This window comes from Salegentibacter sp. (assembly GCF_041642575.1).
Classification (GTDB): domain Bacteria; phylum Bacteroidota; class Bacteroidia; order Flavobacteriales; family Flavobacteriaceae; genus Salegentibacter.
Genome location: NZ_JBEPWD010000004.1, coordinates 33728 through 56507, shown reverse-complemented (window position 1 = coordinate 56507; position 22780 = coordinate 33728). Strand labels below are relative to the sequence as shown.

Annotated in this window: 19 protein-coding genes; 10 read left to right on the top strand and 9 right to left on the bottom strand. The window is 41.0% G+C overall.

The features are described 5' to 3' along the window. Positions 1 to 2097: ligase-associated DNA damage response DEXH box helicase (locus tag ACESK1_RS02090; protein WP_372917430.1), on the top strand; the 2097-nt coding region annotated here is incomplete at its 5' end. Position 2098: 1 nt separating this feature from the next. Here the strand turns inward: ACESK1_RS02090 and ACESK1_RS02085 are convergent. Then, entirely contained in the window at positions 2099 to 2605 is a 507-nt protein-coding gene (locus tag ACESK1_RS02085; RefSeq protein ID WP_372917428.1) for a DUF1440 domain-containing protein, read from the bottom strand. Between the two features lie 103 nt (positions 2606 to 2708). Between ACESK1_RS02085 and ACESK1_RS02080 the strand changes: the two genes are divergently transcribed. Beyond that, positions 2709 to 3488 carry an amidohydrolase gene (locus ACESK1_RS02080; RefSeq protein WP_372917426.1) on the top strand — a complete coding sequence of 260 codons (780 nt, stop codon included), beginning with the start codon at positions 2709 to 2711 and terminating at the stop codon, positions 3486 to 3488. Here the strand turns inward: ACESK1_RS02080 and ACESK1_RS02075 are convergent. Together ACESK1_RS02075 and ACESK1_RS02070 are read right to left on the bottom strand one after the other, a co-directional pair. Further along, on the bottom strand, positions 3475 to 5088 hold the full coding sequence (locus ACESK1_RS02075; protein ID WP_372917424.1) for an Ig-like domain-containing protein: 1614 nt from the start codon (positions 5086 to 5088) through the stop codon (positions 3475 to 3477). The two genes, ACESK1_RS02080 and ACESK1_RS02075, sit on opposite strands and share 14 nt — an antisense overlap. 57 nt (positions 5089 to 5145) lie before the next feature. Next, entirely contained in the window at positions 5146 to 5826 is a 681-nt protein-coding gene (locus ACESK1_RS02070; RefSeq protein ID WP_372917422.1) for a ComF family protein, read from the bottom strand. 62 nt (positions 5827 to 5888) lie between these two features. Between ACESK1_RS02070 and ACESK1_RS02065 the strand changes: the two genes are divergently transcribed. The 6 genes from ACESK1_RS02065 (at position 5889) to ACESK1_RS02040 (ending at position 14356) form a co-directional block, all read left to right on the top strand. After that, positions 5889 to 6773, top strand: coding sequence for a hypothetical protein (locus tag ACESK1_RS02065; protein WP_372917420.1), 885 nt, complete (start codon positions 5889 to 5891; stop codon positions 6771 to 6773). A gap of 64 nt (positions 6774 to 6837) precedes the next feature. Further along, the gene (locus ACESK1_RS02060) at positions 6838 to 8379 is read left to right on the top strand and encodes a glycine--tRNA ligase (RefSeq protein WP_372917418.1); all 1542 of its coding nucleotides are present in this window, start codon (positions 6838 to 6840) and stop codon (positions 8377 to 8379) included. 111 nt (positions 8380 to 8490) lie between these two features. Then, on the top strand, positions 8491 to 11463 hold the full coding sequence (locus ACESK1_RS02055) for a GEVED domain-containing protein (RefSeq protein WP_372917416.1): 2973 nt from the start codon (positions 8491 to 8493) through the stop codon (positions 11461 to 11463). Between the two features lie 105 nt (positions 11464 to 11568). Beyond that, positions 11569 to 12330: an exodeoxyribonuclease III gene (locus tag ACESK1_RS02050; protein WP_372917414.1), complete on the top strand. Its 762-nt coding sequence runs from the start codon at positions 11569 to 11571 to the stop codon at positions 12328 to 12330. Positions 12331 to 12348: 18 nt separating this feature from the next. Next, a complete protein-coding gene (locus tag ACESK1_RS02045; RefSeq protein ID WP_372917412.1) occupies positions 12349 to 13296 on the top strand; it encodes an OmpA family protein in 948 nt (315 codons plus the stop codon). Positions 13297 to 13321: 25 nt separating this feature from the next. Further along, the gene (locus ACESK1_RS02040) at positions 13322 to 14356 is read left to right on the top strand and encodes an aldo/keto reductase (RefSeq protein WP_372917410.1); all 1035 of its coding nucleotides are present in this window, start codon (positions 13322 to 13324) and stop codon (positions 14354 to 14356) included. On the opposite strand, the gene ACESK1_RS02035 is transcribed toward ACESK1_RS02040, so the two are convergent. The 6 genes from ACESK1_RS02035 to panC are packed head-to-tail and all read right to left on the bottom strand — an operon-like array spanning position 14353 to position 20276. Then, positions 14353 to 15495, bottom strand: coding sequence for a peptidoglycan DD-metalloendopeptidase family protein (locus tag ACESK1_RS02035; RefSeq protein ID WP_372917408.1), 1143 nt, complete (start codon positions 15493 to 15495; stop codon positions 14353 to 14355). The genes ACESK1_RS02040 and ACESK1_RS02035 overlap by 4 nt on opposite strands. A gap of 34 nt (positions 15496 to 15529) precedes the next feature. Then, positions 15530 to 16894: a DNA repair protein RadA gene (gene radA / locus ACESK1_RS02030; protein ID WP_372917406.1), complete on the bottom strand. Its 1365-nt coding sequence runs from the start codon at positions 16892 to 16894 to the stop codon at positions 15530 to 15532. Between the two features lie 21 nt (positions 16895 to 16915). Continuing rightward, positions 16916 to 18061: an alpha/beta hydrolase gene (locus ACESK1_RS02025; protein WP_372917404.1), complete on the bottom strand. Its 1146-nt coding sequence runs from the start codon at positions 18059 to 18061 to the stop codon at positions 16916 to 16918. A 36-nt stretch (positions 18062 to 18097) separates the two neighbouring features. Then, positions 18098 to 19066: a YbhN family protein gene (locus ACESK1_RS02020; protein WP_372917402.1), complete on the bottom strand. Its 969-nt coding sequence runs from the start codon at positions 19064 to 19066 to the stop codon at positions 18098 to 18100. A gap of 4 nt (positions 19067 to 19070) precedes the next feature. After that, entirely contained in the window at positions 19071 to 19421 is a 351-nt protein-coding gene (gene panD, locus ACESK1_RS02015) for an aspartate 1-decarboxylase (protein WP_372917400.1), read from the bottom strand. Positions 19422 to 19427: 6 nt separating this feature from the next. Next, complete coding sequence (panC, locus tag ACESK1_RS02010) at positions 19428 to 20276, bottom strand: pantoate--beta-alanine ligase (RefSeq protein WP_372917398.1); 849 nt, start codon at positions 20274 to 20276, stop codon at positions 19428 to 19430. A gap of 110 nt (positions 20277 to 20386) precedes the next feature. On the opposite strand from panC, the gene ACESK1_RS02005 reads away from it, so the two are divergent. Both ACESK1_RS02005 and ACESK1_RS02000 read left to right on the top strand, forming a co-directional pair. Next, entirely contained in the window at positions 20387 to 21199 is an 813-nt protein-coding gene (locus ACESK1_RS02005) for a glycogen/starch synthase (RefSeq protein ID WP_372917396.1), read from the top strand. Positions 21200 to 21211: 12 nt separating this feature from the next. After that, positions 21212 to 22774 (top strand): DUF4270 domain-containing protein, encoded by a 1563-nt coding sequence (locus tag ACESK1_RS02000; protein ID WP_372917394.1) that lies wholly within the window; start codon positions 21212 to 21214, stop codon positions 22772 to 22774. The last annotated feature ends 6 nt before the right edge of the window (positions 22775 to 22780 follow it).

The window sequence follows — 22780 nt, the reverse complement described above, 5'->3', positions numbered from 1 at the left end:
ATGCCGGATTTGCTAATCACTACACCGGAAAGTCTTCAGCTTTTACTTTCTTCAAAAAACTACGATATGACATTCAAAAACCTCAATGCCGTTGTGGTAGACGAATGGCATGAATTGCTGGGAACCAAACGTGGAGTTCAAATGGAGCTTGCTTTATCCCGACTTAAAACGGTTTCAAAAGATTTACGTATCTGGGGAATTTCAGCAACCATAGGCAACCTGGAACAAGCCAGGGAGGTTCTGCTCGGACCCAACTCTGAAGCTTTTCAAAATTCGGTTTTGATCAAGGCTAATATTAAAAAGAAGATCAAGGTACATTCAATTATTCCGGAGAAAATGGAAAGGTTTCCCTGGCGTGGGCATCTGGGATTGCATTTAATAGATGAGGTTGTTCCCATTATCAAAAATTCCAGAACTACTTTACTTTTTACCAATACCCGTTCCCAGTGTGAGCTTTGGTTTCAGAAGCTTATTCATAAATATCCTGAATTTGCCGGCGAAGTGGCGATGCACCATGGTAGCATCAATAAGGAAACCCGTCTTTGGGTGGAGCAGGCCATTCGCAATGAAAGTCTTAAAGCAGTGGTAGCCACCTCCAGCCTAGATCTGGGTGTCGATTTTTCCCCGGTGGAGACCATAATTCAGATTGGCGGCCCAAAAGGGGTAGCCAGGTTTTTACAACGTGCAGGGCGCAGTGGACACAGACCCGGGGAGGAAAGCGTGATCTATTTTTTGCCAACCCATGCTATTGAACTCATAGAAGCTTCAGCGCTTCAGAAAGCGGTTAAAAAAATGGCTGTGGAAGACAGGATTCCCTACCTGCTCAGTTTCGATGTGCTGGTGCAATACCTCACCACCCTTGCGGTGTCCAACGGATTTTTTCCGAAGGAAATATGGCCGGAAGTGAAATCAACTTTTTGTTTTCAAGAAATAACCGAAGAGGAATGGCGTTGGGTTTTGAATTTTATCACGAAAGGAAGTCAAAGCCTACAGGCTTACGATGAATATAAAAAAGTAGAAATTGAAGAGGATGGCAGGTTTAAGGTGAATAATCGGGCGATTGCGATGCGGCATCGGTTGCAGATAGGGACAATAGTAAGTGACGCGGTGTTAAGTGTGAAATATCTGAAAGGTGGTTACATTGGCACCATTGAGGAGTGGTTTATCTCTAAACTAAATCCCGGGGATGTTTTTACTTTCGCCGGTCGAAACCTGGAGCTGATCCGAATTAAGAATATGCAGGTGCTGGTAAAATCTTCGAAGCAGAAAACCTCCAAAGTTCCCAGTTGGGCAGGGGGAAGAATGACCTTTTCGGCACAGATGAGTGAATTGCTGAGAGAGGAAATGTATTCTGCCGCCGAATCGGTGTTTTCTCCCCGGAAAAGATCCCCGGAATTACAGGCTTTGCAACCTATTTTAAAGAGGCAGCAAAAGGAATCTATTATTCCCCGGAAGGAGGAATTTCTCATCGAAACCTTTAAAACGCGGGAAGGTTATCACGCGATCTTTTATCCGTTTGAAGGTAGGTTTGTACACGAGGCTTTGGGGAGTTTGATGGCATATCGTATCAGCTTGCTCATGCCAATTACTTTTTCCATCGCTTTTAACGATTATGGTTTTGAACTGCTTTCAGATCAGGAGATCGATATGCAGCAGGTGATAGATAATAACTTGTTTTCTTCGGAATACTTAATGGACGATCTCTATAAGAGTTTGAATGCGACAGAAATGGCCCGGAGAAAATTCAGAGATATTGCTGTAATTGCGGGAATGGTCTTTACCGGATACCCCAATAAGCTGATAAAAAGCAAACATCTTCAAAGCAATTCGCAATTGCTGTTTAGCGTATTCAGGGATTATGAGGAAGGAAATTTACTTTACCAGCAGGCATTTCGGGAAACCTTTGAACATCAGCTCGAGGAAGGTCGGTTGAGGATGGCTCTGGAGAGAATCGCTGCCCAAAAGATCGTTTGGAAAAGCTGCGAAAAACCAACGCCATTTTCCTTTCCTATAATTACTGACCGGCTTCGGGAGAAACTTTCTTCAGAAAAACTGGAAGACAGGATTCGGCGAATGCTTGAACAGTTGGAAAAATAAACTACCGGGTTTTCAGCTTTTTACTAACATAACTTCTCACCAACTCGGTGGTTACTCCAAACAAAACATGAGCGAAAAGTTCGTTGGCCTGGGTTTTAATAGGAATATCCTTTGGATTTTCTTCGAGTCCCAGCAGCGGTAGTGAAGTTTCATGGGTAGTGAACCAGGTAGTGCCACCAAGAATAACTCCATCAATCACTCTCAGTTCATCCTTGTCTTTTTTACCGTAGCCGTAGGCGGCGCCCACACTTGCTCCAACCGGAAAATTCACCAGTTGCTCAGCAAGAGCTTCGTTTTCGACGCTTATCGGGCCTCCTGTGATCCGGGTAGAAAGATCATCTAAAATTTTGATTTGTGCCGAGCGTTGTTCAACTTTTCTCACCGGAAGGTAGCGTTCTACTATACTTTTTACGGCAGTTCCGGCGAGACCTCCCAGGAATCCTGAGATGAGTGCTCTCTGTGTATTAGGAGTGTAAGTATCTTTGTTCAAAAAGGTAGTTGGTTTCATGTTTTGTAAATTTTATTAGTTAAAGCTATCCATTAGCCCTTTTTTCTGCAATTGTTTAACATGTAATTAGGATGAGTTGTTTAAAAATTGATAATTTTAAAGTATGAGTAATACATTAAATACAGCTTTGTTACAGGTGAACCTTAAATGGGAAGACCCTCAGGCTAATCGCAGTCTGTTTTCAAAAGAAATTAAAGCGCTTTCAGATGAGGTAGATCTTATTATTTTGCCTGAAATGTTCACCACCGGATTCAGTATGAATGCTGAAAAATTAGCAGAAAGGAATGACGGCTTGAGTTTTCACTGGATGGTAGAAATGGCAGCTCTTAAAAATGCTGCAGTCACCGGAAGTCTTATTATTACTGAAGATGGGAAGTATTATAACCGCCTGTTTTTTGTTTTGCCTGATGGTAGTTACAAAACCTACGACAAGCGTCACACCTTTACCTTAGCTAAAGAAGATGAAACCTACACCGCCGGAAAAGACCGATTAATAGTGGAATATAAAGGCTGGAGAATTTGCCCGCTTGTTTGTTATGATCTTCGTTTTCCGGTTTGGTCCCGAAATACCGAAGATTATGATCTTCTTATCTATGTGGCCAACTGGCCCGATAAAAGGGTAGCGGCCTGGGATGCATTGTTGAAGGCCAGGGCGATAGAAAATATGAGTTACTGCATTGGCATAAACCGAACCGGCATCGATGGCGGGGGGCATAATTATTCAGGGCATAGCGCGGCATATGATTGTTTAGGCGAAAACCTGACCGGCGAAAACAGAGAATCACCCTTTGTGGAGGAGGTTAGCCTTGATAAAGATCACCTGGAGGAAACAAGAAAGAAGCTAAAGTTTCTCCAGGATCGGGATGAGTTTACTCTAATATAAAACTCTCATTGAGATCCCAGTTTGAGCGAACTTCCAGGGTGTCATTGTAATAGTCAATTTTTTCCGGTTTTTGTTTCTGGAGATAATTCCCCGTATCCCACTGTTGATTTCCATTGCTATCTGTAATTACTCGCACCAGATATTTGCCCGGTTTCAGGAATCTGAAGTTGAAACTTGTTTCGTTTTCTGAGAATCTTTCGGCCTGAACTTCACCTTCCAAATCAGTTAGCTGGGTAATTATCGGAAAGTTGTTTACATTCTGCAGTCTCAGCATTACACTGCCATATTCAGAATATGGTTTTGTTGAAATTTGCTGATTGATGGTATCGTTGGTCTTTCCGAAGAGATCTGTTAGGGCGCCGGGTAAAGCGCGAATCTGGTATTGGTTGTTTTCCTGCTTCTCAAACTGAAGTTGAAGCTCATTTTTAATCAGCAATAACTCGGCTGAAAAATCCACTTCAACTGAATCTTTATTGAGAATTCTTATCAGGTCCGCATTGCTTTCAACAAGGGGGGTATTGGCCCTGAATTTAAAGATTTGATCAAATTCAATGTTTCCGGTTGGTTCAGCGGTGACTTTAAGGGAATCCCGCTCCAGTTCAGAAATTTTTGTAAAGAGTGTATCCCTCTTTTCAGGGCTTACTATTTCGAACGAAAGGCTGTCGGTTTCCGGTCTTTGGTTGTACCAGTAATAAAGCGAATCAGTTTTGGGATCTTTTACAATCCTAGAGCGAAAACCTTCAGGTTTAGGGGTTAATAAATTGATTTCAAGGCTATCAAAATCTGTAATGCCTTCATAGCCAAAGAGGATCTGGTTTCCCTTTAGTAATTTTGGTCTTTCCACGCTAAATTCCAGTTGCTCCTTAAAAAGCCTGATATGATAGCTGGAATCTGTAGGCAGACTAATAGCCTCTTCTATAAACCCGATTTTCTCCGATTTAGGGTTGAACTTATAATTGGCGTTTTTATCCTGAACCGCGACCATTCGATAAGTTCCTGCCTTAAGGTTTTCAAGTTCAAAAGTGAAAACGCTGTCCTGGGAATAGGTGACATACCTGGGGTTCTCTTTGTATACAATAGAATCAGAATAGGTTGAATCTACTTCATATAGAAATACTGAAACCGGTTCTTTAAGCTCTTTTAATGAAGCATCGCTAACCGTTCCTTCTACAGATAGTGAATCAAGATAATCGCCGGTAGAAAACACATATTTAAAATAAGGCAATTCGTTGCCCTCGTTGTTATCCACTATACTTTTTCCGAAGTTTATGGTATATGTCGTATTCTCCTGTAAAGTGTCAAATATTTCGATTCTAATGTCTTTTCTTGCGCTACCCATTGGTAGGATGGAGGGTTTAGGGTCCATAGGTGGCGAAATGATAATTTGCTCCTGCGGCTTATTCAGTTTGACATATTCGTTAAAATAAATACGTATTTCCTCGCGGTTAAAATTTGTGCTGAAATTCTCTGGGTTTGCTCTTAAAAATTCTGGTGGTTTTTCGTCTTCAGGGCCTCCCTCTGGCATGCCTTTTTTGGCACATTGAATCAATCCCAGGGCCAGGATTATTACAAGCAAAAAGTTAGGAACACGTTTAAGCATATTTTCGAGATGAATCTTTAGACAAAGAAACGATTATTTTAGTTTTTTCAGCAAGCCTCAATCGGTTATTGCCATACTCGCCAGGCTTATTTTAACTCCGTTTATCTTCTGAAGTTTGGAAACACAGGCCTCCATTGTAGCACCGGTGGTAATAAGATCGTCTACGAGGAGAAGTTGCTTATTTACTACTTTATCTTGATTTTCTACAAAAAAAGTCTCATCGATGCTCCCCCACCTACTTAATCGTTTTTTAAGGGTTTGTGTAGTGGTCGCCGATCTTTTGACAAGTACATCGTCAATGTATTGGGCATTAAGGCAATTTGCAATCTCCTTTCCAAAATCCTCAACCTGGTTAAAACCGCGGGATTTTAATTTTTTTCGGTGGAGAGGAACGGGAATAACCACTTCAATCTGGGTGTAATTCCTGGTTTTCGCAAGTTCTTCTCCCAACCATTGCCCCAAATAAGTGCCTATTTCCCTATTTCCGCGGTATTTTAGATTATGGATAAGATTTTGGACCATTCCTTTCTTTTTGAAATACAGCAGGGAAGTAGCATTTTCAATACTGAGCCTTCCCGAAAATACTTTTTTGGTAGTGTTCTCGTTATCAAGATGAAAGTTGGTGAGTGGAAGTTGATGAAGACAAGTTGTACAAACGATTTTTTCGTGAGATACCAGCTCAGTTTCACAGCAATTGCAGATCTTTGGGTAGAATAAATTAAGTAAATCGTGAAACATTTGTTAACATCTTGTCTGTTACCTTACTAAACTCATAAATTTACAAATTAAATCCTATTTACATGATGACCGAAAAGAAGAACAATACAGCCTTGAAAGTCTTAACCGGTATTTTAGCAGTTGCACTTTTAGCGCTGGGTATTTACACCGTAAAGTTTTATAATGAAGAAAAAGAAAATAAAGCGATCCTGCAGAAAGAAAAAACAGTGATCGAAGATGAACTCAATGACCTTATTATTAAATATGACCAGGCGATCGAGGAGAATGAAGTTATGGACCAGGATCTGGTTAATGCACGTGACCGCATAGAACGACTCCTGGATTCGGTTCAGGATTATGATGCTACTTATGCGATGAATACCCGTCTTCAACGGGAGGTCTCCAATCTTAAAGTAGAGCGGGAACGATTATTCAGAATAGTAGATAGTTTAAGCGATCAAAACAGGCGTATGGCAACAAGCCTTGATAGTACCAGTATTGCGCTTCAGGAAAGAACCCGAATTTCAGATTCGCTTCAAAATACCAATCAGAGCCTTTCAAACCAGGTTGACAGAGCATCGCAGCTAAAAATAACAGGTCTTTCAGGAGAGGGAGTTATTGTGAGAAACAGTGGGAAACTGGTTGAAAATGACCGTACCCGAAGGATAGACCAGATAAGAACTTGCTTCACCATTACTGCCAATGATCTTGCCGGACCAGGAGAAAGGAATATGTATGTTCAGGTATATAATCCGGAAAATGAGTTGGTAGGAGAAGAGATTGTGGTGAACCATGAGGGTGGTCCAATGGTTTACAGTGCTGCATCAAAAGTTTATTACGAAAACAATGAACTTGATGTTTGTATTCTGGCCAATACCCAGGAAGAAAGACTAATAGAAGGTACTTATAAGGTTTATGTTTATGCAGAAGATATTTTGCTAGGCACCGGATCTTTTAGCCTTAGATAATTAAAAATTTTAAAATTAAAGGCCGCCTTGACTAATATCGAGGCGGTTTTTTTATTTTTGCGCTATGGCAAAACAAGAAGATTTATTTAAAAATGTAATATCCCATGCTAAAGAGTATGGGTATATTTTTGCGTCGAGTGAAATTTATGACGGATTAAGCGCTGTTTACGATTATGGTCAGAACGGAGCCGAGTTAAAAAAGAACATTAAAGAATACTGGTGGAAGAGCATGGTGCAGCTACACCAGAATATTGTTGGCCTTGACGCTGCAATCCTTATGCATCCTACTACCTGGAAGGCTTCAGGCCACGTAGACGCCTTCAATGATCCGCTTATCGATAATAAAGATTCTAAAAAACGTTACCGCGCCGATGTGCTGGTGGAGGATTATGCTGAAAAGATCCATCAGAAAGCAGAAAAGGAAATCGCCAAAGCCCGAAAGCGTTTTGGGGATGCCTTTAATGAAGAGGAATTCGTTACAACTAACCCAAGGGTAATTCGTTATCGAAAAGAACAAAAAGAAATTCTTGAACGCCTTGCAAAATCGCTAACGGAAGAAAACCTTGCTGATGTTAAGGCACTAATTGAAGAGTTGGAGATAGCCTGTCCCGAAAGCGGTTCAAGAAACTGGACGAATGTGAAACAGTTCAATCTTATGTTTGGAACCAAGCTGGGAGCTTCGGCCGATACAGCTTCAGATCTATACCTCAGACCTGAAACTGCCCAGGGAATCTTTGTAAACTTCTCTAACGTACAAAAAACCGGAAGGATGAAAATTCCTTTTGGGATAGCACAAATAGGTAAAGCTTTTAGGAACGAGATCGTAGCCAGGCAGTTTATATTCCGCCAGAGAGAGTTTGAACAGATGGAAATGCAATTTTTTGTTCGTCCCGGTGAAGAGTTAAAATGGTTTGAACACTGGAAAGAAACCCGCCAGAATTGGCATGATTCCCTTGGTTTAGGAAAAGATAATTACCGTTTTCATGACCACGAAAAAATGGCGCATTATGCCAATGCCGCTACAGATATAGAATTTAATTTCCCCTTCGGATTTAAGGAACTGGAAGGAATTCATTCCCGTACAGATTTTGACCTGAAGGCTCACGAAGAACATTCAGGAAAAAAACTGCGTTTTTATGATCCCGAGCTTAAGGAGAATTATGTGCCTTACGTAATTGAAACTTCTATTGGTTTAGACCGAATGTTCCTTGCCGTGTTTTCATCTTCACTCAAAGAAGAAGAACTTGAAGATGGAAGCAGCAGAACGGTTTTAAAATTGCCTGCGGTGCTGGCTCCTACCAAAGCTGCCGTACTTCCGTTAGTTAAGAAAGATGGCCTGCCTGAACTCGCGCAGGAAATTATAGATGACTTAAAATGGGATCTTCAGGTGCAGTATGATGAAAAAGATGCTATTGGCCGTCGCTACCGTCGTCAGGATGCTGCGGGAACGCCATTTTGTATTACTGTAGATCACGATTCCTTAGAGGATAAAACAGTAACACTTCGTTACAGAGATACCATGGAGCAAAAACGAGTGAAAATCTCTGAATTGTCGGCATTAATTAAACAAGAAGTCGATTTTAAGAAATGGTTAAAAGGAAAATAATTTCCTTTAGAATTAATAAAAATGAGGCATTTAATATTTATTAGGTGCCTCTTTTGTTTCTATTATCCTGATAATGATTATTTTTAAACAATATATCAAGTTGCGCTGTAGATGAAAAAGATACTATTACTTATTACGCTGTTTTTTGTTTTTCAACATATTACCATAGCTCAACAAAGGGAAGTTGCCGGCCCGGGTTATATAGATTCAGCTAAAGCAGTACCCTCAGCAGCATTTTCAAAAAGTCAAATAGTCCCGCCCAGAACAGATTTTAAACTTTTTAACCCCAGAAATAGAGGAATTAACAAAGTAGTCCCCGGAAAAGGATTGCCTCATGGAGAAGATCCGGTAAGGCAAAGTAAAATGGGAGATGTGAAACTTTCAGGTGAAAAAAAACTCAATTTTCAGGCGGTAAGTACTCGTGCAACTCCTTCAGATCCTACAGCAGTTGCCGGGCCAAATCATTATGTGAATGCATGGAACGCTGCTTTTTCAATATTCGATAAAGAAGGAAACCAGTTAACTCCGCCGGCAGATCTTGCAAGTATAGGCGGGGAGTTTGCAAACGAAAGAGGAGGAGATCCAATTGTTGTTTACGACGAAAATGCCGATCGGTATGTTATTAGTCAAATGGACACGCTTCCGGGAAGTTTTCTTATAGCGGTTTCCCAGGGGCCAGACCCGGTTAATTCCGGCTGGTACACTTATCGTTTTCCAACAAATGGAATGTATCCCGATTATCCGAAAATGTCTGTTTGGAGCGATGGTTATTATTTCACCACCAATAAAGACAACACTACCGCCGACCAAAGTGAGGTGATTTATGTAATGGAACGCGATAAAATGTTAAGAGGAGAATCAGCCCAGGTAATTGGTTTCCCACTTCCGGGAATCAAAACCACCAGGTTTTATAGTCCGGCTGCCTTCAATGTTAACGGAAAGGAATTACCGCCTCCGGGAAATTCTCCCATAGTTTATATGCAGGATGACTCCTGGGAAGGGGTAAATGAAGATCATTTAAAATTATGGCTGGTAAATGTAGACTGGAATCAGCCGGGAAATTCAACTATTTCGGAATCTCAGGAACTAGGTGCTGCGGAAGGAGTTTCTCCTTTCCAATCAACTTTTGATGGTGGTTCTTTTAAGAATTTATCGCAGCCATTTGATGCTCCAGATATGGATGCATTACAGGCTACTATGATGTATGCTACTCAGTACCGTAGGTTTGGTACACATAATTCGGTGGTGATGAACTTTGTGGTAGATATCGAACCCAGTGCAGCCGAACATGCCGCTGTGCGATGGTATGAGCTTCGCCAGGCTTCTAATGGTGATGCATGGCAGGTTTATCAGGAAGGAACATATGCTCCTGATAAAAGTGACAGGTTTGGTGGTAGTATCGCAATAGATACTGAAGGGAATATTGGTTTAGGTTATACCGTGCTGGATGACAGCCCAGAGCGGCCAATTCCTCCTTCTTTACGTTTTACCGGCAGATTTGAGGGGGATCCCAGAGGCGTTATGACTGTCGAGGAAGAGAGTATTATTGAAGGTTTGAGTCCAAATCCCAGTTTTAGATATGGAGATTATTCACATATGAGTGTGGACGCCGAAGACGGGTTGACTTTTTGGTATATAGGGGAAGTATTTGAAGGAGAGCAGCGCATTAACCAGGTAGGAACCTTCAGGATCGCTCCGGAATATAACAATGACCTTGCGCTTACAAAATTAGTGGCTCCTGTTGAGTCAACACTGGGAGAGAATGAAGAAATAATTATTAGAATCAGAAACCTGGGAAGAAATTCCGAAACTGATTTTGAAGTGAGTTATTCTATAAATGGAGGAGAAACAATCACAGAGACGGTGAACCAAACCCTTGAAAGCACCGAAATGATGGAATATACTTTCAGTGAAACGGTAGACCTTTCAGAACCCGGGGCAGAGTATGAAATTACGGTAAGTGTAAATCCAACTACCGATGAGAATGACACAAACAACAGTATTACAGAGACAATACGGCACCTATCTCCTAACGATATTGGAATAAGTTCTATTGATGCACCTGAAACAGGGGAATTCCTGGATTCAACAGAGGAAGTAGTAGTTACTATCGAAAATTTTGGTGGTATGCCGCAGGAAGGTTTTCAGGTAAGCTATCAGTTGGGAAATAATTTTAGCGTGGTTGAGAATTTCCCGGGCGTTTTAGGCGTTGGGGAAGATGAGGTCTTCACATTTTCTGAAACTGTAGATCTTTCCAGCTCGGGATGGTATGAAATAACAGCCAGTACCTTGCTCGAGACCGACACAAAAACAGAAAACGATTCAGTAGAAGAAACCATTGTTAGTATGGATTGTATTCCTCGAGGGAGTGATTGTAGCTTTGGAGATGGAATCTGGGCCTTTGAACTCGGCGATATTTTAAATGAAAATATTCCCTGCGGAAACGGCTACATCGATTTTACCGATCAGACAACTATAATAGACCGCTCTGAAGGCTCGCAGGAAGTGTCAGTGCAAACTTCCTTTGTTGCCGAGGAGAGGGAACAATTTTCTATGTGGATAGATTTCAATGACAATGCAGTTTTTGAAGATTCTGAATTGGTTATTGAATCTCAGCCGTTAACTCGCTATAAGGCCTGGGAAACTTTTGAATTTGATCTTCCGCAAGATGCGCCGTTGGGGCAACATCTTTTAAGAATAAGGGCGGGAGATACAAATCCGGAATGGAGTGGAGATCTAAATTCTCCATGTTCTGTTATGCAATATGGTACTACCCACGATTATACAGTATCCATAACAGATAGCACGTTGGATATTGATGATCACCTGCTTTCAGAAGCAGAATTCGTTATCCTTTCCAAGGACCAGAAGCATTTTAAGGCCATTCTCGAAACCACCTATGATCAACCACTAAGAATAAGCGTATACAATATCCTTGGCCAACAAATGATAGAAAATCAAATAATGAGCGATGGCAACGCCTATGTTTATGAATTTGATATGAGCTATGCCGCCAGAGGAGTTTACCTGGTGCGGGTGGGTACACGGGAAGTGGGAAGGGTTAAAAGAATCATCGTAAAATAATGAGTTTCTACCTTCATAAAATTTCCAAATAACATTATTTTTTTAATTGAATTCCGGGACTTGTGGTTTTTCCCGGAAGCCTTATTTTTGAGCAAAACAGATTAAATGAAGATCATTTCCTATAACGTAAACGGAATAAGAGCAGCACTTAGAAAAGGATTTTTAGATTGGGTACAGCAGGTAGATCCAGATGTGGTCTGCCTCCAGGAAATAAAGGCCCATCCTGAACAACTTAACCTGGAAGATTTTGAAGAAGCCGGTTATCAATATCATTACTGGTATCCTGCACAAAAAAAAGGCTACAGCGGCGTGGCTATCCTAAGTAAAACCGAACCTGAAAATGTAGAATTCGGTACGGGGATAGACTACATGGATTTTGAAGGTCGTAACATTAGAGTGGATTTTCAGAATTTTTCTGTTATGAGCCTTTATTTGCCTTCAGGAACAAATATCAATCGTCTGGAACACAAACTTCAGTATATGGACGATTTTCAGCGATATATAGATAATCTTAAACTGGAAGTTCCAAATTTGGTTATCTGCGGAGATTATAATATTTGTCATCAGCCTATTGATATTCATGATCCTGTTCGTTTGAAGAATGTTTCCGGATTTTTACCTGTGGAGCGCGAGTGGCTGGATAATTTTATGAAAAGCGGCTTTATTGACTCTTTTCGGTATTTTAATGAAGAACCTGACCAATATTCCTGGTGGAGCTATCGCGCCAATGCCCGCGCCAATAACAAAGGCTGGAGAATAGATTATAATTTAGTGGCAGAACCACTACAAGATAAATTAAAACGAGCCGTTATATTACCGGAAGCGTATCACAGCGACCATTGCCCCGTATTGCTGGAGCTGAAATAATCCTGAAAAAAATTAATTATGAAAAAAATAGCTTTATTGCTGATTTTGGTTTTTTCGTTAGGATCATGTGTATCCTCAAAAGTGTACAATGACCTTGAAAGCAAACACGCCGATCTTAAAAGAGAAAACAGAAACCTTAAAACCGATCTCGATAAATACAAAGATTTAGATGAAGATTTTTCAGAATTAAAGGAAAAGTATGCTGAATTAATTGCCGAAAGAAATGAATTAAGGGATGAGCTGGAAAGTACCAGGAGAAACTACGAAACCCTTAAGAATTCTTATGATGCTCTGGAAGAAAACAGTTCAGCGGCCATAGCAGATAATTCCCGCCAGAATCGTCAACTTCTGGCAGAGCTGGAAGAGAAAGAAAATGCTTTAACTCAAGAGCAGACACGTCTGGCCAAACTGCAGCGGGATCTGGAATCCAGATCGAGAAGAATTGATGAGTTGGAAAGCCTTATCGCCGCTAAAGATGCAAAAATGAACGCGCTTAAGGAGGCTATCTCCAAAGCACTTACCAATTTTGAAGGTAAAGGTTTAAGCGTAGAGCAACGCGATGGAAAAGTATATGTCTCTATGGAAAATAAATTATTGTTCAGCTCGGGAAGCTGGGCGGTAAATGCCGAAGGAAGACAAGCGGTACAGCAATTAGGACAGGTTTTAGCTCAAAACCCCGATATTGCTGTGCTCATAGAAGGTCATACCGATGATGTTCCATACGGCGGAAGCGGAGCTTTAAAAGATAATTGGGATCTTTCAACCAAGAGAGCAACTTCCATTGTTCAAATTCTTCGGGAGAATAGCAATATAGAACCTCAAAACCTAACCGCTGCCGGGCGTGGTGAACATGCCCCGGTTGCTACAAATGATACCGCCGAAGGGAGATCCAAAAACAGAAGAATTGAAGTTATTCTTACTCCAAAACTTGATGAGGTAACCAAATTGCTAAACGAAGAGGAATAAGGATTATCCTCTGGAATCAAAAAATATGAAATACACCAACCTACCGAATACCGATATAAAAGTTAGTAAAATATGCCTGGGTACCATGACCTGGGGAGAACAAAATACCGAAGCCGAAGGCCACGAGCAAATCGATTTTGCACTGGATAAAGGAGTAAATTTCCTTGATACAGCCGAAATGTATTCTGTTCCTGCTCGCCCCGAAACTCAGGGAAGAACCGAAGAGATAATCGGGAGCTGGCTTAATAAAACCAAAAGAAGAGATGAGATTGTTTTGGCCTCCAAAATTGCAGGCCCGGGTGAGCAGGTTGCTCATATTCGTGAGAAACTTGATTATTCTAAAGAATCGCTGGAAGATGCACTCGATAAAAGCTTAAAACGTCTGCAAACCGAGGTGATTGATATTTATCAATTGCACTGGCCTGAAAGGCAAACTAACTTCTTCGGGAAAAGGGGCTTTACAGTAAACAAGGATGAAGCCTGGGAGGAAAATTTTGAGCAAGTGCTTTCTAATCTTCAGTATTTCGTTAAGAAGGGGAAGATAAAATACATTGGTCTTTCCAATGAAACTCCATACGGCCTGATGCGTTTTCTTGAGGAAAGCAAAAAAGATCTGCCAAGGGTTCTTACGGTCCAGAATCCGTATAACCTTTTAAACCGAAAGGATGAGATTGGATTGACCGAAGTTCTGCACCGTGAAAAGGTGGGGTATCTGCCTTATTCTCCTCTTGGGATGGGAGTGTTAACCGGAAAACATTTGAACGGTATAAAGAATAATAGCAGGCTCGATCTCTTTCCGCAGTATAAAAGATATTCAGGAGAACAGGCGATGGAAGCCACGCGGGAATACAGCGAAATTGCTAAAAAGCACGGGCTGAGTTTTGCACAAATGTCACTCGCTTTTATAAATCAGCAGCCTTTTGTAACCAGTAATATTATTGGCGCGACCAATCTGGATCAACTTGCTGAAAACATCGGCAGTATTGATCTGGAGCTTTCCCCTGAAATAATTGAAGAGATAAATGCTGTTCACGAAAGAATTCCGAATCCCGCTCCTTAGATTGGGCTAACCAGGCTCTGATGAATATACACTGCTTTGTCTTCGAAAGTCCTAACGTGATACCAATCCCTTACTTTTCCCAGGAAATTTAAGGTGTCATTTGCGGTGAGGGTTTTCAGGACTATGGAATTTCCTGTTTCCGGACGGTTTCTCAAATTAGCCCTTGAAGAAGTGACCAGAAGTTTTTCAGGATGAATTTCTCCGATGGAATTTTCGAGCTCAAGATTTGGGGTTTGAAATACAAATTTTAAGGGGTCTATTGCACCGCGATAACTTTTATAAATTCCAAAATGTAAATGAGGAGGCGTGGTACGTGCATTTCCAGTGTTTCCTACATAACCAAGGGTGTCACCCATCTTTACTTTTCCCGAAATTGGATGAATACTGTCTAAATGTGCGTAATACAAAGATTGATTTCTTTTATTGTCGCGTAGCCACACCTGCTTACCGCCCAAACCTTTTTCGCCTGTATAAGTAATACGGCCATCTGTTGCTGCTACTACCGGGGTACCGCGTTTAGCGAAAATATCTATTCCTTCATGGCTTCTGGCTCCTCCATCCCGGGTTGCACCCCAGTAGCTTTGAATGGAATTATTCATGCCAGCCAAAACCGGGAAAATATAAGCCGGTCTCTTCTGAATTTTAAATAAAAATGGGGTGTTGGCCTCAATTTCGGGCTGAATTACCAATTTGTAATTTCCCGCCTCTTCAGGTTCAAAACAAAATTTCTTCTTCTGAAAGTCTGCAGTTTCAACTTTTTCGAAAACTGAAGTGGAATCTCCCTTTTTCTGATAAAGTTCAATAAAAACGAGGTTTTTCACGGAATCTGTTTCTGCCTCAAATGAGAGAATTTCTCCCGGTTGAAGTTCTATTTCATAGGAATAGATCTGGAAACTTCGGGGTGAAAATTTCCCCGCTTCGGCATAAGGAAGCTCAATACTCACGCTATCTATAAGGGCAAGATCAACCCTGGATTGCCAAAGCTTATATAACTCATCAGAAATATCGAAATCCCGCTGGTATTTCTCCTTTGCGGTGGGATTCGTGATAAAATCGGAGGCCTTGTTTATCTGGGAACAGGCGGCGGTTAGTAAAACAAGGCTAATTAAAAGTAATTTTATCTGCAGCGTCTTTTTCATAGTCGTCCACATTAGAGCAGGAACTATGCCACTGTTAACCGAAGAGATGGGTCACAACATCTTCAATTTTAGCAACTTTAATAATTTCTATTGTAAAATTATTTTTAGGGATCTTACTTTGTTTGGAGACCATAATTTTTGCGAAACCTAGTTTTTCGGCTTCCATAATACGCTGTTCAACCCGGGTTACAGGCCTTATTTCTCCTGCGAGACCAACTTCAGCCGCAAAGCAAATGTCTTTTTCTACGGCAATATCTTCATTGGAAGAGAGAATAGCTGCAACAACCGCCAGATCGATTGCGGGATCATCTACACTAATTCCCCCGGTGACATTTAAAAAAACGTCTTTTGCCCCCAGGCGGAACCCGGCACGTTTCTCCAAAACTGCAAGCAGCATATTCAGGCGTTTTGCATTATAACCTGTGGCTGAGCGTTGAGGTGTGCCATAAACCGCAGTGCTAACCAAAGCCTGAATTTCAATCATCAACGGACGCATTCCTTCCAGGGTAGCTGCAATAGCGGTTCCGCTGAGGTCTTCGTCGTTTTTAGAAATAAGAATTTCAGATGGGTTTGAAACTTCTCGCAAACCGCTCCCCTGCATCTCGTAAATCCCCAGTTCATGGGTAGAACCAAAGCGGTTTTTGTGAGCGCGAAGAATCCGGTACACGTGATTTCTATCACCTTCAAATTGTAAAACGGTGTCAACCATGTGCTCCAGAACTTTTGGTCCTGCGATACTGCCTTCCTTAGTAATATGACCAATAAGAATTACGGGGGTGTCGGTTTCTTTGGCGAATTTTATAAGTTCGGCGGTGCATTCACGTATCTGGGAAATACTGCCAGGAGAACTTTCTATATAATCGCTATGAAGAGTTTGAATGGAATCTATGATCACTACCTGCGGATCTATGCTTTCTATATGCCGAAAGATGTTCTGAGTTTTGGTTTCTGTTAAGATATAGCAGTTCGCCGGATTGGGATTGATTCGTTCAGCCCGCATTTTTATCTGCTGCTGGCTTTCCTCACCGGAAACATATAGCACCTTATAAATTAGCTGAAGCGAGATTTGTAGGAGTAAGGTACTTTTGCCTATTCCTGGTTCGCCGCCCAACAAAGTAAGTGAACCGGGCACAAGTCCACCTCCTAAAACCCTGTCTAACTCTGTATTGGAAGTCTTCCAGCGGTTTTCGGGGGAGGTCTCGATCTCGGCAATTTTAAGCGGCCGATTAGTCCTTTTGTTATCTTTAGAAGCAGGGGTTTTCCAGTCCTTGGGGTCGGGTTTCTGTACCAGTTCTTCAACTATAGTATTCCATTCCCCGCAAGCAGAGCATTTTCCCTGCCATTTAGAATATTGGCTGCCACAATTCTGGCAGTAAAAAGTAGTCTTAACCTTGGCCATTTCAGCTCCTGAATTTTTATGCTAATAACCGAAATCTTTTTTAATCGCATCGGCTTTGGCTAGCATAAAATCGGTGTCCAGGAAGGCGATCTTCTCTTGCCCGTATGCTTTTTGGTAGGTTCGCATCGCCTTTTTGGGATTTCCGGTTTCCTCTTCATAGCGAGCTTCAAAATAGGTAGCCAACATTGTGCCGGGGTAATGATCCTGAGCCAGTTTACTTAATTCCTGGTAATCATCCCAACGGCGGGTTTTCTCTATGGCATTGTAAACCGCCATAAAATCATTCAACCGGATTTTCTTTTTCACATGGAACAGCTCATTAATCGATTCATATTTTTCTGATAAAAATTCAACCGGTGAAATTGAGGTCTGCAACAAGATCTCGTTATATTCTTTTGCCGAAATAGGACTGTAAACCTTGAACATACTTGATAATGCTGAAGGAATAGCTTTACCCACCAAAGAATAATGGTTAGTGTTCTCAAAATTGTCGAAATGGTATTCAACCATTTTGTTGTCTATACCCTGAAGCTCATTATCAAAAGACAGTATTTTCTCTTTTAATTGAGCAATATCATCGCTGCCGGTGGCCAGGTAATACCATTTTTTCGTCTCAGATTCCGCAAGGGAATTAACTATCCTTTCTGTCATTTGTGGAGCGAGATCTGGGCTAAGGTTAATATAACCATCAAAAAGTGGATCAGTCTTAAAAAGATAATAGTTGATAAAATTTGAAGTAAAATCATGACCCACTATCACTCTGAAATCGGTCGTGCGAAATTTGTTATCCAAATGTTGCATCAATTCCATTCCGAGAAATTCGAAAAAGGCTGCACCATCGCCGATTGGCAGAAAATTCTGCTCGTCGTATGCGGCGTCATTTTCACGACTACCATCCTGATTTATTCCAACAACGATCATTTCAGGAGCATCTTCCCAATAGGAGTAAAAATCTACATTTCCGGCAATAGGTTCAAAGAGGTAGTCACCGTCCAAAACGATCATTACCGGATAAGACTTTTCAGTATTTGCGTCATAATTGCGCGGTAGCTGAATTTTTAACTGTCTTTCTTCTCCGAGTTTTTCAGAGTTAATTGTTTCGTAAAGTGTTTGTGAAAATGCAAAAATTGGAGCAAGAAAAGCTACCATTAAGAGTAATTTTTTCATCATAGGTGTTAAAATGGTTACAACAGCCCAAGATAATCAATTATTCTTACGGTTAAAAACGGGAAGTAGAATGAAGGAGAGAGCGCCTAAAACGAGAACTAACAGGGTTTGTGTGCCCCATGTGAGCCAGCCAAAAGCTTCACCAGATTGTTTGCTTATTCCGAAAAGCACCAGAATTGCCCCAATAGCTACCGGATAAACTCCAATTCCGCCGTTGGTTGCTGAAATTGCCAGAGAACCAACTACAAAAGCTGCCAGCATCATTCCTGCACCTGGCGGTACCATCTCAGGAATTGAGAAGCTAATCACGTAAAACATCAAGATGTACATGAGCCAGATAAACAGGGTATGGAAAAGGAAAGCCCACTTTTGTTTCATTCTTAAAATGCTACGCATTCCTTCAACAAGACCTTGAGCCATTTTTCTTATCTTTTTCAGAAAAGGGAGATTAGATCGTTTGATCAACCAGAGACCTGCTATAGCCGCCAGTATAAACAAAATCAGAATCAGGGCAGTGGTTAGCGGATTTATTTGGTGATTTTTGAAATAAGTGAGTAGGTGTTCGGTCTGGAGAAGAAGAGTGAAACCCATAATTGCAAGCATAACCACTACATCGGCAATTCTTTCAGAAATGATAGTACCGAAAGCCTTTTCAAAAGGTATTTTCTCATAGCTGGAGAGCGTGGCAGCTCTCAAAACCTCTCCTGATCGAGGAATCCCAAAATTGGCCAGATATCCTGCCATTACTGCCATAAAGGAATTAGCAAATCTAGGTTTGTAGCCCATGGGTTCCAGCATATATTGCCATCTGTAAGCCCTGGATAGGTGTGAAAGGACTCCGAAAAATAAAGAAAGAATGAGCCAGAGAGGATTGGCATTAACTATATTATCTAACAGCTCTCTGCGTTCTTCTGGAGTTGCTGTTTGAAGGGAATACCAAATGAAAATAAACCCGAGCAATAGCGGGAGGATGATCTTTAGTATTTTGGCGGTTTTTCTGTTCAAAAAATTAGCTCAACAAGTTGGTTTCTTCATCAGGAAAAACCAGAGATGGTTTGAATGATTTGGCTTCTTCAAATTCCATAATGGCATAGGCGATGAGAATTAGCACATCTCCTTTAGCCACTTTTCTTGCTGCGGCGCCATTAAGGGTTATCTCACCTGTGTTTCGGGGTCCTGGAATAACATAGGTTTCAAGGCGTTCCCCGTTATTATTATTCACGATCTGAACTTTCTCACCCTCTATAATGTTAGCGGCGTCCATGAGATCTTCATCTATGGTAATGCTGCCAATATAATTAAGATCGGCTCCCGTCACTTTTACGCGATGAATTTTAGATTTTACTACGTGTACCTGCATTTCAAATTAATTTAGGGCCAAATTATCAATCAAGCGAACTTCCCCGGCATAGGCCGCGATAAAAGCGCGGTAATTCTGACCTTCTCTTTTTTTGTTTATTTTTTTCAGGGTATCTGCTTCGGCAATTTCAAAATATTCCAGTTTTAAAACAGGATGATCTTTAAACTGAGCGTTTACCCAATCGGTGATGTAATTAACACTTTTTGTGCCAAATAGATCCCTGGATTTCAGTAGGGTTTCGTGTATAAAGGAGGCGCTTTCCCTTTGGTTGGGATTTAAAAGTTCGTTTCTGGAACTACGGGCCAATCCGTTAGGTTCTCTTAAAATTGGGCAGCCAATTACTTCTACCGGGAGTTTCTGGTCTTCGGTTAATTTTCGGATGATCTGTAATTGTTGAAAATCTTTTTGGCCGAAGAAGGCTTTATGAGGTTTTATGATCTCAAAAAGCATTTTTACCACGGTGCCAACCCCATCAAAATGTCCTGCCCGGAATTTCCCTTCCATGACTTCTGCAAGGTTGCCAAATTCGAATTTTTCAGAAACAACCTTTTCTCCGTATAGTTCGCTTGCCATGGGTGCAAAAACCCATACATCAGGATCAACGGTTTCCAACAGGTCTAGATCTTTCTGAAGGCCTCGTGGATACTTCTCAAGATCCTGAGGGTTATTGAATTGCGTGGGATTTACAAAGATGCTTACCACCACCTGGTCGCAGATCTTTTCAGCGTTTGTCACCAAAGATAAATGCCCTTCGTGAAGCGCGCCCATAGTAGGGACTAATCCCAGGGTTTTGCCTTCCGATTTAAGCTTACTTACAGCCGTTTGAAGAGCTTCTTTTTCCTTAAAAATCTGCATATTATTAAAAAATTAACAGCGTGCAAACTTAATATATTAAGGGCAATCTGCATAAAATTTTGTAATTTTGCGTGTTTTTTATTCGCAACTGCAATTAAAGCAATGAATTTATGAAAGATAAGAGGATATTGTACGTCTCGTCTGAAGTTATACCTTACCTACCTGAAACCGAAATATCATCCACGTCTTTTGAAGCCGCAAAAATGGTAAATAACCTTGGGGGACAAATTAGAATATTTATGCCCAGGTTTGGTAATATCAATGAACGCAGGCACCAGCTACATGAAGTAATAAGACTTTCGGGAATGAACCTGGTGATCAACGATCTGGATATGCCGCTAATCATTAAAGTGGCCTCGATACCAAAAGAGAGGATGCAGGTTTATTTTATAGACAATGAAGATTATTTTAAACGAAAAGCTACTCTTACCGATGAGGAGGGAAATCTTTTCGATGATAATGATGAGCGCGCGATCTTTTTTGCCAAAGGTGTAATTGAGACCGTTAAGAAATTAAACTGGTCTCCCGATGTAATACACGTGCATGGCTGGCTGGCATCTTTATTGCCACTTTACTTAAGGCGTTACTATGGAAATGAACCTTTGTTTAGCGGCGCAAAAATTGTGACCTCTATATACAATCAAAGTTTCGATGGCGCGTTAAGTGAAGACATGCAGGAAAAAGTATTGTTTGATGGTATGGAAAATCAAGACGTAAAACATCTTAAAAATCCTACTTATGTAAACTTAATGAAAACAGCTGCCGATAATTCTGATGCTTTAATCCAGGGCAGCGAAGAAATACCTGCCGAGTTGACCGATTATATAAGCAAACTCAAAAAACCTGTTCTCCCTTATAAGAATCGGGAGGAGTTTAGCCAGGCTTATCAGGATTTTTATACTGAAAAACTTTTATCTCAATAGAAAAAATACCGAATGAATTTTAAAAGATTGACAAGCAAAATTGTGGCGCTTGTGGCTGCAGGTTTTGTTTTAGTAGCATGTGATGATGAGTTTAGTACTGTAGGAGGAGAAATTATTGAAAATCCTGCCGATGTTGAATTACAGGAGCTGGAAGTGAAAACTTACAGTAACAAACTAAATTCGGTTCAAACAAACAACCTTTCAGATTACTTACTTGGGGTCTATAATGATCCGGTTTACGGGAAAACCACCTCGAGTATTTTTACTCAACTTTCGCTAACAAATACCAATCCTGATTTTGGGGCCAATGCCCAGCTGGATAGCGTAGTGCTTACCATCCCTTTTTATAGTACTGAGGATGATAGCGATGATGAGGGTAATATTCAATATATCCTGGATTCCATCTACGGAGACGGTAGCTTTAAGCTTTCAGTGCAGGAATCACGTTATTTTTTAGCTGATTTTGATCCTGATGCTGATTTCCAGAGCCGACAAAAATATTATTCAGATCAACAAGATCTTATCGAGCAAAATCTTGTAGGAGAGGTACTTTATGAAAACGATAATTTTCAGCCTTCATCAGATGCTATTGTAAACTTTGGATATGATGAGGTTGGAGAGGCAGACACCACTACCACCGGCCCTGCGTTAAGGATAAAACTTCCGGTAGATTATTTTCAGCAGAAAATAATAGATAAGCAGGGAGCTTCAGAATTAAGTAACAATAATAATTTCAGAGATTATTTCCGCGGACTTTTCCTGAAAGCCGAGGCTAATAATGAAGAGGGAAGTCTGATGCTTTTTGATCTCGACGAGGGAGATGTAAGCCTTCATTATACCTATGAAGCGGAAGAAACCGATGATGATGGAAACCCTGAAACTATAGAAAGAGGAAGAGCGTATAAATTGAATTTTGGCAGTAATGCGATGAATACCTTTGAAGGAGAGTTTCCTGCCGATGTTCTTCAAGCTATTACAGGTGCTGATTCTGAAAATGGTGATGAAAATCTATTTCTGAAAGGCGGAGAAGGAAGCATGGCGATAATCGAGCTCTTTGAAGACGAAACCGAATTGGAAGATCTTAAAGATAATAATTGGCTTATCAATGAAGTCAATCTTCAGTTTTATGTGAACCAGGATTTTATGGCTGGTGCCCAGGAACCTGACAGACTGTATATTTACGACATGGACAACAATCGTGTTCTTGCCGATTATAGTTTTGCTCAGAATTACATTGGGGACGTAAATCCGGAAATGCCTTCAGAATCTATGAAGACTTTTTCAACACCTCTGGAACGCGATGAAAATGAAAATGGAATAAAATACACCTTGAACCTTACCCAGCATGTAAATGAAATCCTTAGTAATGATGGGGAAAACGTGAAACTTGGGTTGGTGATAACACAAAATATAAATCAAACCGCTAACTCTGCTGTGAGAGAAAGCGGGGAAGTAACACGGGTTCCCGCTATGTCTGTATTGGCACCTGAAGGTACGGTGCTTTATGGAAGTGCTGCCCAGGATGAGGAAAAGGAGCCTAAACTTCGGATTTTTTATACTCGAACCACAGAATAAAAAAAC

Bases quoted from the DNA above. Each gene is read 5' to 3' on its own strand.
- ACESK1_RS02085 (WP_372917428.1), bottom strand. From the start codon at position 2,605: ATGAAACCAACTACCTTTTTGAACAAAGATACTTACACTCCTAATACA.
- ACESK1_RS02080 (WP_372917426.1), top strand. From the start codon at position 2,709: ATGAGTAATACATTAAATACAGCTTTGTTACAGGTGAACCTTAAATGG.
- ACESK1_RS02075 (WP_372917424.1), bottom strand. From the start codon at position 5,088: ATGCTTAAACGTGTTCCTAACTTTTTGCTTGTAATAATCCTGGCCCTG.
- ACESK1_RS02070 (WP_372917422.1), bottom strand. From the start codon at position 5,826: ATGTTTCACGATTTACTTAATTTATTCTACCCAAAGATCTGCAATTGC.
- ACESK1_RS02065 (WP_372917420.1), top strand. From the start codon at position 5,889: ATGATGACCGAAAAGAAGAACAATACAGCCTTGAAAGTCTTAACCGGT.
- ACESK1_RS02060 (WP_372917418.1), top strand. From the start codon at position 6,838: ATGGCAAAACAAGAAGATTTATTTAAAAATGTAATATCCCATGCTAAA.
- ACESK1_RS02055 (WP_372917416.1), top strand. From the start codon at position 8,491: ATGAAAAAGATACTATTACTTATTACGCTGTTTTTTGTTTTTCAACAT.
- ACESK1_RS02050 (WP_372917414.1), top strand. From the start codon at position 11,569: ATGAAGATCATTTCCTATAACGTAAACGGAATAAGAGCAGCACTTAGA.
- ACESK1_RS02045 (WP_372917412.1), top strand. From the start codon at position 12,349: ATGAAAAAAATAGCTTTATTGCTGATTTTGGTTTTTTCGTTAGGATCA.
- ACESK1_RS02040 (WP_372917410.1), top strand. From the start codon at position 13,322: ATGAAATACACCAACCTACCGAATACCGATATAAAAGTTAGTAAAATA.
- ACESK1_RS02035 (WP_372917408.1), bottom strand. From the start codon at position 15,495: ATGAAAAAGACGCTGCAGATAAAATTACTTTTAATTAGCCTTGTTTTA.
- radA (WP_372917406.1), bottom strand. From the start codon at position 16,894: ATGGCCAAGGTTAAGACTACTTTTTACTGCCAGAATTGTGGCAGCCAA.
- ACESK1_RS02025 (WP_372917404.1), bottom strand. From the start codon at position 18,061: ATGAAAAAATTACTCTTAATGGTAGCTTTTCTTGCTCCAATTTTTGCA.
- panD (WP_372917400.1), bottom strand. From the start codon at position 19,421: ATGCAGGTACACGTAGTAAAATCTAAAATTCATCGCGTAAAAGTGACG.
- panC (WP_372917398.1), bottom strand. From the start codon at position 20,276: ATGCAGATTTTTAAGGAAAAAGAAGCTCTTCAAACGGCTGTAAGTAAG.
- ACESK1_RS02005 (WP_372917396.1), top strand. From the start codon at position 20,387: ATGAAAGATAAGAGGATATTGTACGTCTCGTCTGAAGTTATACCTTAC.
- ACESK1_RS02000 (WP_372917394.1), top strand. From the start codon at position 21,212: ATGAATTTTAAAAGATTGACAAGCAAAATTGTGGCGCTTGTGGCTGCA.